Below are 13,459 nucleotides of genomic sequence, written 5' to 3' on the forward strand. Positions count from 1 at the left end.
CAGTTTATCAAGGCGGACCGACAGTTTTCGGCATGGGAACCCGTCTGCGCGGACGGCTTAAAGCCGCGTTGTCCACATACCGGTCTGTCATGTGCCCACCGATATCCCTACCCCCTATAGCATTCAAGCTATGAACGCGGCCGCAGTTCCCGAAGCCTCCCATCCGACGTCCGAGCTTGCCTCGGGACCTGTAGCCTCCAAAAAGGCACAAATCCTCGCTTGGGCATCCTGGGACTGGGGATCAGCTGCCTTTCAAGCGGTCATGACCACCTTCGTTTTCACCGTGTATTTGACGTCTAATGCCTTCGGAGGTGAGGACGCTGCCTCGGCAGCCCTCGGTGCCGCGCTGGCAATTGCGGGCCTGGCTATTGCACTGTTTGCTCCCGTCACGGGCCAACGTTCAGATGCCGGAGGGCGCCGCAAGCTCTGGCTTGGAGTCAACACGACCGCCACAGCCGTCCTGACTGCGCTGTGCTTCTTCGTTTTCCCGAGGCCGGAATTCCTGCTCCTCGGCGTCTGCCTGATCGCTCTGGGCAACATCTTCTTCGAGTTTGCAGGCGTGAACTACAACGCCATGCTGGCCCAGATCTCAACCCCCAAGAACATTGGCAGGGTCAGTGGCTTTGGCTGGGCCATGGGGTACCTCGGAGGAATCGTGGCGCTCCTCCTTGTCCTGCAGTTGTTTGTCCAGCCTTCCTTCGACTGGTTCGGCTCGTCAACGCAGGACTCACTGAACATCCGGCTCGTTGCCATCTTCTCCGCCCTCTGGTTCTTCATCTTTGCACTTCCCGTGATGTTCGCGGTTCCGGAAGTTTCCGCGAGGCGAAACACCACGTCCCTGGGTTTTGTGGACTCCTACAAACTTCTGTTCCGCCGCATCAGCGCGATCTACAAGACCAGTCCCCACACCATCTACTTCCTGCTATCCAGCGCCATCTTCCGCGACGGCCTCGCGGCCGTGTTTACCTTCGGCGGCGTCATCGCCGCCGGTACTTTCGGATTTGAACTCAAGGACGTCATCTTCTTCGCCATCTTCGGCAACGTTGTAGCGGCTGTCGGTGCCATCGTCGGAGGCTTCCTGGATGACAGGATCGGACCCAAGTCAGTCATTATCCTTTCCTTGGTTGGCCTCCTCATCGCGGGCACAGCCATCCTGGTTCTCGGCAATGGGGACTACGTCTTCTTCGGAAATGATTGGCCCGGGACCACCACGTTCTGGGTCTTCGGTCTGATGCTCTGCTTATTCGTGGGACCAGCCCAATCGTCATCACGGGCGTACCTGGCAAGGCTGGCCCCGGCCGGGGAATCCGGTGAACTGTTCGGGCTTTACGCCACAACTGGCAGGGCAGTCAGCTTCCTCGCCCCCACACTTTTCACCCTGTGCATCACCATTGCCTCGCCGCTTGTTGCAGAAGGTGAAGCCCAACGCTGGGGCATCCTGGGAATCATGGTGGTGCTGCTCGCGGGCCTCTTGGTGATCCTCCCGGTGAAGCCGCCGGCCCAAGTGGAAATAGCCGTGGTCCCCGAGCGTTAACTACATAGGGCCGGTTGGGCATGAACGCCGTACCGGACCCGTACAACAGAGTTAGGGTGAAGCTATGAACGTGGATGAGACTGAACTCCCAGGCCTCGGGGTCCGTAAGGATTTCGTCACGGCCTCGGGCCGTCGCATCGGTGTCGTGGAACTTCGAGAGGGCGAGACAGAGCTTTTCGTGTCCACCTGGGATGATCCTGACACCTGCCAGGCATCCATCCCTTTGACAGCCGACGAGGCGTCCACATTAGGTAACCTCCTGGGCGGGCAACACATTGCCATGCGATTGGCCGAGGAGCATCGCGAGATACCGGGCATCGTCACCCGCCAGTTCTCCATCACACCGGAATCGCCCTTCGTGAACCAACCCATGGGCAAAGCGCAGATCCGCACACGCAGCGGTGTCTCCATCGTGGCGATCATGCGCGAAGGCGAGGTGGTCCCGTCGCCGGCTCCCGACGTCGTACTTCACACCGGCGATTTGCTCGTAGCGGTCGGCACGCAGGAAGGTCTTGACTCGGCAGCCGACATCCTCCGCAACGGTTGACCGGTATGGATCCGCTTGCATTAGCCCTCGTTGAACTGGGGGCCGTCGTCTTCTGCCTCGGTCTCCTGGCTCGACTAGCGGGCCGAATAGGCATGTCCCCCATACCCCTCTACTTGGTGGGGGGCTTGGCTTTCGGAGCCGGCGGGTTCGTCAAACTCGATGGCATGCACGAGTTCGCCCATCTCTCGGGAGAAATCGGCGTCATCCTCCTGCTGCTGATGCTCGGACTGGAATATACGGCGTCGGAGCTTGTTACAGGTCTTCGAAGATCGTGGCAGGCCGGCGTCATGGACTTTGTCCTCAACTTCCTGCCGGGCGCCGGATTGGCCGTGCTTTTGGGATGGGGACTCGTGGGTGCAATCGTCATGGGTGGCGTCACCTATATCTCATCGTCCGGCATCGCCGCGAAGGTGATCACCGACCTCGGCCGAATCGGTAACCGCGAGACGCCCGTTGTGCTTTCCATCCTGGTCTTTGAAGACCTGGCCATGGCCATTTACCTGCCCATCCTGACCGCCATCCTTGCCGGTGTGGGATTCCTTGGCGGACTGCAAACGGTGGGAATTGCCCTGGCCGTGGTCACGGTGGTTCTGGTGATTGCACTCAAGCACGGCCACCGTGTCTCGCAGGCAGTGCACAGCGAGAACTCGGAGGTCTTCCTCCTCAACGTGCTTGGCCTGGCTCTCCTCGTGGCAGGCATTGCATCTGCCCTGCAAGTCTCCGCCGCAGTGGGTGCGTTCATGTTGGGCATCGCTATCTCCGGTGCGACGGCCCACAACGCCACCAGGATCCTCGAACCTTTGCGGGATCTTTTTGCTGCCATCTTCTTCGTGGCGTTTGGACTCAACACGGACCCCACCTCCATTCCCCCGGTCCTTGGATGGGCGCTGGTGCTGGCATTCGTCACCGCCGCAACCAAGATGCTCACAGGAATTTGGGCCGCCAAGCGCGCGGGCATCGCTGTGCCGGGCCGCTTCCGCGCAGGAGCTGCGTTGATCGCCCGCGGTGAGTTCTCCATTGTCATCGCAGGGCTGGCTGTTGCTTCCGGGGCCGTGCCCGATGAACTTGCAGCCCTCGCTACCGCTTACGTACTCATCATGGCCATCCTCGGCCCGCTTGCGGCCCGCTTCGTGGAGCCAGTGGTCAAGGCCATCCGAAAAACTCCGGGAACACCACCCCGCACGCCGGAACGCGCACCCGCGTAGCGAGCGTGTCCCCCCTCCGCCGAGGGGGCGGGATCTCACCCCAAAGACACACCCAAAGCCAGGGGGCTAACCCCTCGGCGGCACGCCAGAAGACGCTAAATGGACGTCCGGTGGAAGTTCTGGTGGCTGCGGCTGGCGGTGGGTCCACGCTGGCCTTGGTAGCGGTTGCCGTACTCACCGGAACCGTAGGGGTGCTCAGCGGAGGACGTCAGACGGAAGAAGCACAGCTGGCCGATCTTCATGCCCGGCCACAGTTTGATGGGCAACGTGGCAACGTTGGAGAGCTCCAAGGTCACGTGACCCGAGAAACCGGGGTCAATGAAGCCGGCCGTAGAGTGCGTCAGCAGCCCAAGCCGCCCCAGGGATGACTTCCCCTCGAGGCGCGCGGCAATGTCGTCGGCCAAGCTGACAGTTTCGTAGGTGGAACCGAGCACGAACTCCCCTGGGTGAAGAATGAATGGCTCGTCGCCCTCCACTTCCACCAACCGGGTGAGTTCTGGTTGTTCCTCGGCGGGGTCGATGTGGGCGTATTTATGGTTGTCGAAGAGCCGGAAGAACCGGTCAATCCGCACGTCCACGGAAGACGGCTGAACCATCGCGGGGTCGTACGGTTCAAGAACAATCCGTTGGGATTCTATTTCGGCACGAATATCGCGGTCAGAGATCAGCACAGCATCAAAAATACCCCATGCATTGTCCACGCCGCCCCATGGGACTATAGTTCCCGGACATGTACAACCGCGCCCGTACTTGGGGGCAACGAGCATTCGCGGGGTAATTGTGAGAAAACTGGCTGCGCCTGCCGCCATTGTGCTGGCCTGCACCCTGGCTCTCGGGGTGGTTGCTTCCAGCCAGATTTTTCCCTCAACGCAGACCAACCCCGGCCCCACGTCCACCCCTTCGGCAGAGGTCCCGTCAGGACTGACGGGACCGACGGAAAGCACGACGGCGGAGCCCGCACCTTCCGCGCCCCTCCCGGCAGCCGGCAACGTATCCCAGCCGTCCACGGCGCCCGCCCCGGACGCAGGGACTTCGACGCCGACACCAGGCATCACGACGGGAGCCGACTCAAACGGTGGTCCCGTCGCCGTGGATCCCGTCTTTGAAACTCCGCCGCCGTTGCCCAGCATCGGGCCCTCGTGGGGTCCGGACAACCCCTCGGACCCTGGTGTCTCCGGACCGCCGGCAACTGAACCGGCGCCACCAGTGACCGCCGGCACCGTCCCCAGTGAGGCACCGCCGACGGCCCCGGCCGCAGGACCGAACCCCGCGGACTCCTTACCCACCGAACCAGCCTCACCCACCGAACCAGCCTCACCCACCGAACCGACGGAACCGACGGGCTCTCCGAGCCCGTCGCCCACTGACACCGCCTCTCCACCCCCGGCGACCGAACCTCCGGCAACCGAACCCCCAGCAGTCGACACCGCACCATCTGGATCAGCTCCGCCTCCGCCCCCTGCAGTAACCCAAAACCCGGCACCCTCACCCACCGCCCCCGCGCCGTTCCCGGGAAAGGCCCCCAGCGGCGACATTAATCCTGACAACGGCGCCCTGGCCCTCCTCCCTGACAGCAACACGGCAGCGATCCTGACGGTTTTCAACGCGATCAACAGTTACCGCGCATCGCTCGGCCTGGCCCCCGTGAAGTACCACGCAACTGTGGCCAGCCTGGCGCAGGATTGGTCCAACAACATTGCAACGCGTGAGGTGATCCAGCACCGCGCCAATTTCTGGACGGATCCTCGAGCGCTGAACCCCAACAACGGCGCGGGTGAGGTGATCGCTGTCCGCTGGGACCGGGACGCGGCGCAGCTTGTGGAGTGGTGGAAGGGATCGCCGGGGCACGATGCGCTTCTCCGTGATCCTCGGTTCAATGTCATGGGCATCGGCATCACGTACACGGATGGAAATTGGCAGACCACCCCGAATCGATTCACGCTCTGGGGTGTGGTGAATTTCTTCGGCTACACCACCTTGCCGGCAGGGACCACCACCAGCCCGGGCGGCACCGTCCCGCCACCAACGGATCCTGTAGGTGTCTGCGAACCTGGCAGCAAGCACCAACCACCCACCCTTAACCTCAGCGCGGCATCGATCAGCAGCGCTGCAGACCTGGTATCAATCGCCGGCGACGGTTCCGTGGTGGCCTACCCTTCGTGGGGTGGCGGCCGGTACGGCGGTGGCAAGAGAATCGGACTCGGGTTCACCGGGCTGAAGGACCTCTTCATTACGGACTGGGACCGCGACGGGGTGTTTGACCTGATCGCCCAAAGACTCGACGGCGCCCTCTTGGTGTATCCCGGTCTTCAGGCAGGAGGTTTCAAGGATCCCGTTGCACTGGGCCAGGGCTGGGGGACGCTAAACATTGCCGTGGGCACGTGGTGCGCCAACAACCGGCTTCCCCAGATCGTAGCCATGGACTCGGGCGGTAACCTGTACCTCTACAAGAACGCGGGCCTGGCCTATATTCGTGCGCAGGCGGCGATTGGAACGGGTTTCCCGGCCATCAGACTGAACATGGTGGATTACAACGCCGACGGATTCCAGGATTTGCTCACCACTGAGGCCAACGGCACCCTCCGCTTGTATCGGGGCAGCGGACTGGGCACGCCCAAGCAGGAATCGCGTCCGGTAGTGGGTGCTGAATGGACGGATTACATCGGGCTGCGAACGCTGCGAGGTGTGACCGGTCCCGACTCGACGGGTGTTGCCGGGCTGAACCGCAACGGTGTTGTTGAGTATTGGGATCTCAATACCGGACGCCTCACAACTCCGGTGACTATAGGCATCGGTTGGGGCGGGCTGAAGTTCGCCCAGTAGAAGCTGCGCCTCAACGCCTAACCCGGGCGTCGGCGTCGTACGTCAACAGCGGCGACTACCCCTCAGGGTGGGCTTCGATGGCAATCTTGAGCTGTTCCAGCTGCGCCACTTCGCCCTCTAACGCTTTCTGGATCACGCCGTTCATGAGCTTACGCAGGCCCTTGGGGTGGTATTCAAGGGCGAACCGGAGCCGGGTGGTGTTGCCTTCGGTGCTGAGGTAGAAACCGCCGGTGGACCGTGCTGGCCCTGTCACCACGGAATAGCGGACTTCGGCTCCTGGGCGGGCGTCGGTGATCCTGAAGTCGGCGGCGACGGGGCGGCCGCCGGGGCCGGTTATCGTCTGCTGGTACAGGGCACCTTTTTGGCCGCGAACGCCGGACCGAAGCGCGATGCTGCGCACTCCGGAACGCCAGAGGGAGTTGTTCATCCCGTCCATGAGGAATCCGTAGACGGTCATGGCGTCCCTATTGATCACCACTTCATGGGCTGCGAATGCCACGGAACCTCTTTCGGCGTACGGTCGAATATTCGTAGCCCGGTTCCCCATACGCTGCAGCTAACACCTTCAGAATAGTCAGGGGCGGGGCGCCCACGACACAAGACTGCCGAGCCTTGACCGAATGGTTATCTGCCGATTATTGCGGGTAACTGCTGACAGGCGACCGCGGGCCGGGTAGAGTGCCTGCGGCTGGTTACAAAAAAATTGGGGGCGTTATGCGAGGGAAAAATCATTCGGGTTCCGTGGGGAACGCACGACGACGACTGGCAGCTTGCGCTGCGATCTTCAGCCTGGCGGTAGCTGGCGGGGTCATGGCTGGGGCGCCTGCCACGGCAGCGCCGGTCCCTGGCACGGCAGCACAGGCCGCCGTCGTTCAAGCAGCGGTGCCAACCGCAGCGAATCCGCTGCCGAGCGTCGATCCTGTGGGAAACCCCGCGAGCTACTCTGTTTTGGTCAATAAATCCAGGCCCCTGAATCCTGTGAGCTACGCTCCGGGCGACCTTGTTAATGCCCGCGGCTCCGGGCAGTACCTGCGCGCCGAAGCTGCGGCATGGCTCAACGGTTTGTTCCAAGGTGCGGCCGATGCCGGCACGGGCGGGCTTGCAGTGGTGAGCGGCTACCGTTCCTACGCGCAGCAGCAGCAGGTTTACTCCTACTACGTCAGCATCTACGGCCAGGCCCAGGCGGATCTCATTTCGGCACGCCCAGGACACAGCGAGCATCAGACCGGATTGGCTGTGGATGTGGGGAACGCCAACGGATCGTGCGGGCTTAGTACGTGTTTCGGTGACACGGCCGCCGGCATCTGGGTGGCCGCGAATGCCCACAAGTACGGCTTCATAGTCCGCTATCCCAACGGTTATACGAACATCACGGGCTACAGCTATGAGCCGTGGCACCTGCGTTACGTCGGCGTGGATCTGGCCACCGATATGAAACGCCGGGGCTTTCCCACCATGGAACAGTACTTTGCGGGCAATCCCACCGCTTATGCGAGCATCACCTCCGGAGCGGACTTGGTGGCCGCAGACTCTTCCGGCCGGCTCCTTCGCTACCCTGCGCACGGCGGTGGCGGCTACGGCGTTCCCACGGTGATCGGCTCCAACTGGCATGGCTTGAAGCAGGCCTTCGTAGTGGACTGGGATTCTGATGGCGTGTACGACATCCTGGCTCAATGGGACAACGGCACTCTGGGCTTGTTTACGGGCTGGCCTGGCGGTGCTTTCTCCACTCAGATCGTGGTGGGAACCGGTGACTGGGACAAGATGAACATCACCGTGGGCAAATGGTCCGCCGCGGAACGCTTCCCGGGGGTCGTTGGCTACTTCCCGGATGGCGGGCTGCGCTACTACCCCAATACCATGGGCAGGGCATTGATCTACCGCGTGGACATTGGAAGCGGCTGGGCTGGAATGGGCCTGACCATGGCCGACTGGAATGCCGACGGCGCCAACGACATCCTGGCCACCACAACCTCCGGGCACCTGCTCAGCTACCCCGGCAACGGCAGTGGCGGCTTCGCGGGACTGCCCACCACCATTGGTTCCGGCTGGGGCACCATGAAGGCGCTGGTTCCGAGCTTCGGTTTGTCGGGCCCGGGAACGCGCAGCATCACTGCCCATACCGTGGACGGCTATCTTGTGGACTACGCCCTGGGTGCGGGGGTCTGGGGTGCCCAGCGCCAGGTGGGCAACGGCTGGAATGGCATGAAGCTGTTCAAATAGGGCCGGGGTGGGCCGCGGTGACGGCCCGCAGCGGTCTACGGTGCGCCGGTCATGAGGAGTCCCGCAACTGCGCTAAGCTAGGACTCGCTCAGGGGATTTTTCCCGGGCAACGCGGGCGTAGCTCAATGGTAGAGCGCTAGCTTCCCAAGCTCGATACGCGGGTTCGATTCCCGTCGCCCGCTCCAAGAAAACCCCGGATCCAACGATCCGGGGTTTCTTTTGTCTCCAGGCTGCCGCCCAGCCCTCGTGACTCCGGCCACAACCCGGTCCGGGGAAGGTGTATCGTCAGGAGTCAGGAGCCATCGCGGCTCCGCTCTAAGGGAGCCATCATGGGCGACAAATCACCGCGCCAAACCGCATCAAAGAAATCCAGTAAATCCATCAAGGAAAAACGTGCGGATAAGCGGGCTTCCGAGTCTTCCGCCACCGAGGCCGCGAAGCCTTCCACCGGCAACAAGAAGTGACCGCGCCAACCGGCCAGCTCAGCATAGGCGTCCTGGCTTCCTCGCTGAAGCCCAATGAGCGCCGTCTACCGATCCACCCGCAGCATTTGGAGCGGATTGCCCCTGAAGTTCGCGGGCAACTTCGCTTCGAGCATGGCTACGGCGAGCGGTTCGGCGTTCCGGACAGCAAACTTGAGTCTTTGGTAGGCGGGCTCGGAACGCGTGAGGAATTGATTGCCAACAGCGACGTCATCCTCCTCCCTAAGCCGCAGGCCCAGGATCTGGCTGAACTCCGTGACGGTCAAACGTTGTGGGGCTGGCCGCACTGCGTGCAGGACCGGGCGATCACCCAGTTGGCAATCGACAAGAAGCTCACGCTCATTGCTTTTGAAGCGATGAACCACTGGGCGGGCGATGGTGGCTTCGGCCTCCACGTCTTCCACAAGAACAATGAGCTCGCCGGGTACTGCTCCGTGCTGCACGCCCTGGCCCTGACGGGTTCCACCGGCGACTACGGCCGCCGGCTCAGCGCCGTCGTCATTGGCTTCGGTGCCACCGCCCGCGGTGCTGTCACGGCGCTCAATGCCCATGGCATCCACGACGTCCAGGTCCTGACAAACCGTGGCGTCGCCGCCGTCGGGTCTCCGATCCACTCAGTGCGGATCGTGCAGTTCGACCATGACAGCAAGGCGCCTTTCCTGAGCGAAGTCATCACGGACAAGGGCCGCAAACCCCTTGCGCCGTTCCTTGCAGCGGCGGACATCGTGGTGAACTGCACCCTGCAGGACCCCAATGCGCCGCTGACATATCTGCGCACGGAGGACCTGGCCGAATTCCAGCCGGACAGCCTCATCGTGGATGTTTCGTGCGACGAAGGCATGGGCTTCAGCTGGGCACGGACCACCACGTTCGACGAGCCCATGTTCCGCGTTGGTGGGCACGTCAATTACTACGCAGTGGACCACAGCCCGTCCTACCTGTGGAACTCGGCCAGCTGGGAAATCAGCGAGGCCCTGCTGCCGTTCCTGGACACCGTGGTGGCGGGACCGGACGGGTGGGATGCCAACGAGACCATCTCCCGCGCCATCGAAATCCGTGACGGCGTGATCCGGAACCCGGACGTCCTGGAGTTCCAGAGACGCTCAGCGGAGTATCCGCACATACCTGCGGCCTAGCGCCACGCCACATGAAGCGCCCCGGTTCGGCTGGGGCGCTTCACCTGTTTAGGCGGTCTGCGGCTCCCGCACGATCCGCAGCACCCGACGCCGATCACGCAGGTCCACCTTGATGTGCAGGGATGACTTCCTGGCCAGTACGACGGCGACTACCGCAGCTGCGATGGCCGGCACCCCACCGGAGATCAGGACGGCCAGGTGCGGACCGAGGTGCTCGGCGAGCCAACCCATCATGGGACCGCCGATTGCCTGGCCGCCGATCAGCACCACCAGGTACAGGCTCATGACGCGGCCGCGGATGCTCATGTTGGAGCTGGTCTGCACCATTTGGTTGGCTGCAGTGAGGAACATCAGGCACCAGAATCCGGCCAGGACCATAGTGACGCTGAACCACACCATGGTTGGCATCAGTGAGGACACGCAGAGCATCAAACCGTACAACCCGGCGGAGGTCACCACCGAGCGCAACCGCAACTGACGACGCCGGGTGGACGCCACCGCTCCCGCGAGTGCACCGAGCGCAACCATAGCGTTCAGCAGGCCGTAGCCTCCGGCACCGGCGTCGTACACGTGGTCCGCGAAGGCGGCCAGCAGTACCGGCAGGCTCATGGCGAAAACTGCTACGAAGCCGGCCATCAACCATGGCCAGTAGATGGTTGGCTTGCTGAGCGCGTAGTTGAGGCCTTCGCGCAGCATGCCCTTCTTGCGCGGCGTCGGTTGGCTGAGGTGCAGCTGGTCCTTGCGGAGGATCAGCAGCATGGCCACCGTGGAGCAGCATGCCACGGCGTTGGCGGCGAAGGCCCAGCCGGCACCAACTGCTGTGAGCAGCACACCGGCCAGGGCGGGACCGATCAGCCCGCCGAGCTGGAAGGTCGTGGAGTTCACACTGATGGCGTTGCGCAGGTACTTGGGTCCGACGAGCTCGTTGACGAACACCTGCCTGGCTGGCTGGTCCAGAACAGTCACGAAGCCCAAGGCAAGGGCGATCACGTAGACGTGCCATACTTCGACGCGGCCACTCAGGGACAGCACCGCGAGGAGGGCGGCCAGTACCGCGGCCGCCGATTGGCAGATGATGAGGATCTTGCGCTTGGCAAAACGGTCGGCAATCATGCCACCCCAAGGGCCAAGGAAAAGTGACGGCATGAACTGCAACGCCACCGTAATTCCGACCGCGGTGACGGACCCGGAGAGTTGAAGCACCATCCAGTCCTGGGCAATGCGCTGCATCCAGATGGCGATCACGGCTATAAAGTGGCCAATCGCGAAGATCCTGAAGTTGGGGACCTTCAGGGAGATGAAAGTATGCCGCCAGGGCAGCTTTTCACTCACGACGGCGAGCGGCTGGGTGACGGTGTCCGGCGGCTGAGGCGCGGAGAGGGAATCGATGACGGGCTGGCTGACGTTTGCCGCTGAAGGCGGTGGGGGTGCCAAAAGTAGTCCTCGGATCGAGAGTTTCGGTGGGATACGTTTAACGCTATGGTTGCCAGCAGCAATTATGGAAGCGTATTGCGCCTATAACTAGCATTGCGGAATGCAATGAGCCCTCTCCAATGGCGCAGTACTCCGGCCCGGCGCTGACCTGCGCTTGAGGAGTTACGTGTTCGAACCTGTCCAGCTCCGTTCCTTTTTGGCCGTCGCAGAGACGCTGAGTTTCACCAAGGCTGCAGAACGCCTGGGACTCGCGCAACCAACCGTAAGCCAGCACGTCCGCAAGCTCGAGGCCTCCGCCAAACGGGTGTTGGTTGCCCGCGATACGCGCGAGGTCCGGCTCACTGATAACGGCGACGCAATGGCCGGATTTGCCCGCAGCATCCTTGCCGCCCACGACTCCGCCGCCCGCTACTTCTCCGGTTCAGCCATGCGCGGGCGGCTCCGCTTTGGCACCGCAGACGACCTCGCCATCACCGGCCTTCCCCGGATCCTTCGCGAGTTCCGGCAGCTGTACCCGCAAATCAACCTGGAGCTCACCGTCAGCCAAAGTGACCAGCTCTACAAGCGGCTCAATGCCGGGCAACTGGACCTGGTGTTCGTGAAATGGGTGGCCGGAGCCAAGGAAGGCACTGTAGTCCGGCACGACAACTTTGCGTGGGTGGGCGTCGAGCAAACCATTCTTGAGCCCGGGGCGCCGGTCCCGCTCATCGCCTACCCGGCACCCAGCCTCAGCCGAAAGCTCGCCATCGATGCCTTGGAAGCCGAGGGGCGGACCTGGCGGATCACGTGCAGCACCAAGCAGATCAGCGGAGTGTTGGCTGCGGTACGCGCGGGCATTGGAGTTGCGGTCATGCCCGCCTCGCTGGTGCCCGAGGACCTGAAAGTGATCACCCAGCGGTTCGGCCTCCCGCCAGTGGGGGACGTCGACTTCACCCTGATCCGGAACCCGCTGGCCAACGCCGAAGTGATCGATGCCCTCACCCAGGCGATCATGGGCCGGACGCTGAGCAAGTCGAACTAGTGGACCGGGCGGCTTGGCCGGGCTGGGTTCCACCTGCGCACCCCTTAACGCCGAATGCACCCATAACCGCTGCTGCGCACGCCGGAAACGGGTGCGACGCCGGCGTTCAAGGGGTGCACGGGTCGAAAACGGGTGCACGGGTCGAAAACGGGCGCGCACGGCGGGACTGGGTGCGCCGCCGGCGCTCAAGGGGTGCGCGCGGCGGAAACGGGTGCGGATGTGTTCGACATGCGATACGCCATTACTGGGTAAGCGCATTCCCGGTATCCTAAGACGATGATCGACCTCACCACGCTGGCTGACCTCACGCCTGGCATTTGTTCCGTCACCCTCCGCGCACACGGAATCGACGAGGTGGTCCGAATTTCCTCGAATGCGGGCCTGGCCGGCATCGAGTGGGGTACTGACGTCCATGTCAGTGACGCAGAATCAGCCGCGCACGCGAAGGACGCCACGGCGGCTGCCGGACTGACAGTCCTATCGCTCGGCTCGTACTACCGCTGCGGGGCCTTTGGAGACTTCGGCCGGGCACTGGACCTCGCCGCCTCCTTAGGCGCGCCAAGGATCCGCGTCTGGGCAGGGGAACTCGGTTCCGCGAACGCCAGCCAAGAACACTGGGACGCAGTTGTGAAGGACACCCGGCGCATTGCCGATCTTGCCGCGGCGCGCGGAGTCGCCATCGCTTTCGAGTACCACGGCAACACTCTCACCGACTCCCCCGCCACCACCCTCGACCTACTGGACCGGGTCAACCACGCCAACGTCGGCACCTACTGGCAGCCCGCCGTCGGGCTTTCAGACAAGCAGGCCCTTGAGTCCCTCCACGAAGTCTTGCCGCATCTGGTGGGCGTGCACTGTTTCTCGTGGGGCCCCGAAGCTGAGCGTTTCCCGCTTCGGAATCGGAAGTTGCTGTGGCAGACCGTCACCGATGTCCTCCGGGGCAACGGCAAGGACATGGACATCATGCTGGAATTCGTGGAGGACGACCTCCCGGACAACGTGCTCAACGACGCCGCGTTCCTGCACACCATCACTCTGGGTGAGGACTAGCCCG

At 63.0% G+C, this 13,459-nt stretch carries 12 protein-coding genes and 1 tRNA gene; 10 read left to right on the top strand and 3 right to left on the bottom strand.

Features of this window, described 5'->3' with window-relative positions; all coding sequences use genetic code 11:
• The first annotated feature begins 130 nt into the window (after positions 1–130).
• From ACZ5J0_RS17395 to ACZ5J0_RS17405, 3 genes are all read left to right on the top strand, one after another.
• Positions 131–1,534, top strand: a complete 1,404-nt coding sequence (locus tag ACZ5J0_RS17395; RefSeq protein WP_142937741.1) for an MFS transporter — start codon at positions 131–133, stop codon at positions 1,532–1,534.
• Between the two features lie 64 nt (positions 1,535–1,598).
• Positions 1,599–2,081 (top strand): cation:proton antiporter regulatory subunit, encoded by a 483-nt coding sequence (locus ACZ5J0_RS17400; RefSeq protein WP_142937740.1) that lies wholly within the window; start codon positions 1,599–1,601, stop codon positions 2,079–2,081.
• Between the two features lie 5 nt (positions 2,082–2,086).
• Positions 2,087–3,286: a cation:proton antiporter gene (locus ACZ5J0_RS17405; RefSeq protein WP_464093670.1), complete on the top strand. Its 1,200-nt coding sequence runs from the start codon at positions 2,087–2,089 to the stop codon at positions 3,284–3,286.
• Positions 3,287–3,381: 95 nt separating this feature from the next.
• Here the strand turns inward: ACZ5J0_RS17405 and dcd are convergent, their stop codons facing one another.
• Complete coding sequence (dcd, locus tag ACZ5J0_RS17410; protein ID WP_142937771.1) at positions 3,382–3,957, bottom strand: dCTP deaminase; 576 nt, start codon at positions 3,955–3,957, stop codon at positions 3,382–3,384.
• A gap of 109 nt (positions 3,958–4,066) precedes the next feature.
• Between dcd and ACZ5J0_RS17415 the strand changes: the two genes are divergently transcribed.
• A complete protein-coding gene (locus tag ACZ5J0_RS17415; RefSeq protein WP_464093671.1) occupies positions 4,067–6,109 on the top strand; it encodes a CAP domain-containing protein in 2,043 nt (680 codons plus the stop codon).
• A gap of 55 nt (positions 6,110–6,164) precedes the next feature.
• On the opposite strand, the gene ACZ5J0_RS17420 is transcribed toward ACZ5J0_RS17415, so the two are convergent.
• On the bottom strand, positions 6,165–6,608 hold the full coding sequence (locus ACZ5J0_RS17420; protein ID WP_142937738.1) for an SRPBCC family protein: 444 nt from the start codon (positions 6,606–6,608) through the stop codon (positions 6,165–6,167).
• Between the two features lie 215 nt (positions 6,609–6,823).
• On the opposite strand from ACZ5J0_RS17420, the gene ACZ5J0_RS17425 reads away from it, so the two are divergent.
• The 4 genes from ACZ5J0_RS17425 (at position 6,824) to ACZ5J0_RS17440 (ending at position 9,950) form a co-directional block, all read left to right on the top strand.
• Complete coding sequence (locus tag ACZ5J0_RS17425) at positions 6,824–8,332, top strand: M15 family metallopeptidase (protein WP_464093672.1); 1,509 nt, start codon at positions 6,824–6,826, stop codon at positions 8,330–8,332.
• Between the two features lie 111 nt (positions 8,333–8,443).
• Positions 8,444–8,517: transfer RNA gene (locus tag ACZ5J0_RS17430), tRNA-Gly, on the top strand.
• A 144-nt stretch (positions 8,518–8,661) separates the two neighbouring features.
• A complete protein-coding gene (locus ACZ5J0_RS17435; RefSeq protein ID WP_011776304.1) occupies positions 8,662–8,796 on the top strand; it encodes a hypothetical protein in 135 nt (44 codons plus the stop codon).
• Positions 8,793–9,950 (top strand): N(5)-(carboxyethyl)ornithine synthase, encoded by a 1,158-nt coding sequence (locus ACZ5J0_RS17440; protein WP_464093673.1) that lies wholly within the window; start codon positions 8,793–8,795, stop codon positions 9,948–9,950. Before ACZ5J0_RS17435 ends, ACZ5J0_RS17440 begins: the two co-directional genes overlap by 4 nt.
• Positions 9,951–9,998: 48 nt before the next feature.
• Here ACZ5J0_RS17440 and ACZ5J0_RS17445 read toward each other — a convergent pair whose 3' ends face one another.
• A complete protein-coding gene (locus tag ACZ5J0_RS17445) occupies positions 9,999–11,384 on the bottom strand; it encodes an MFS transporter (RefSeq protein ID WP_142937734.1) in 1,386 nt (461 codons plus the stop codon).
• Between the two features lie 166 nt (positions 11,385–11,550).
• Here ACZ5J0_RS17445 and ACZ5J0_RS17450 point away from each other — a divergent pair, with 166 nt between their 5' ends.
• Complete coding sequence (locus ACZ5J0_RS17450; protein ID WP_142937733.1) at positions 11,551–12,405, top strand: LysR substrate-binding domain-containing protein; 855 nt, start codon at positions 11,551–11,553, stop codon at positions 12,403–12,405.
• 276 nt (positions 12,406–12,681) lie between these two features.
• Positions 12,682–13,455 carry a sugar phosphate isomerase/epimerase family protein gene (locus tag ACZ5J0_RS17455; protein ID WP_142937732.1) on the top strand — a complete coding sequence of 258 codons (774 nt, stop codon included), beginning with the start codon at positions 12,682–12,684 and terminating at the stop codon, positions 13,453–13,455.
• The last annotated feature ends 4 nt before the right edge of the window (positions 13,456–13,459 follow it).

The organism is Arthrobacter sp. DualSoilB13 (assembly GCF_055389195.1).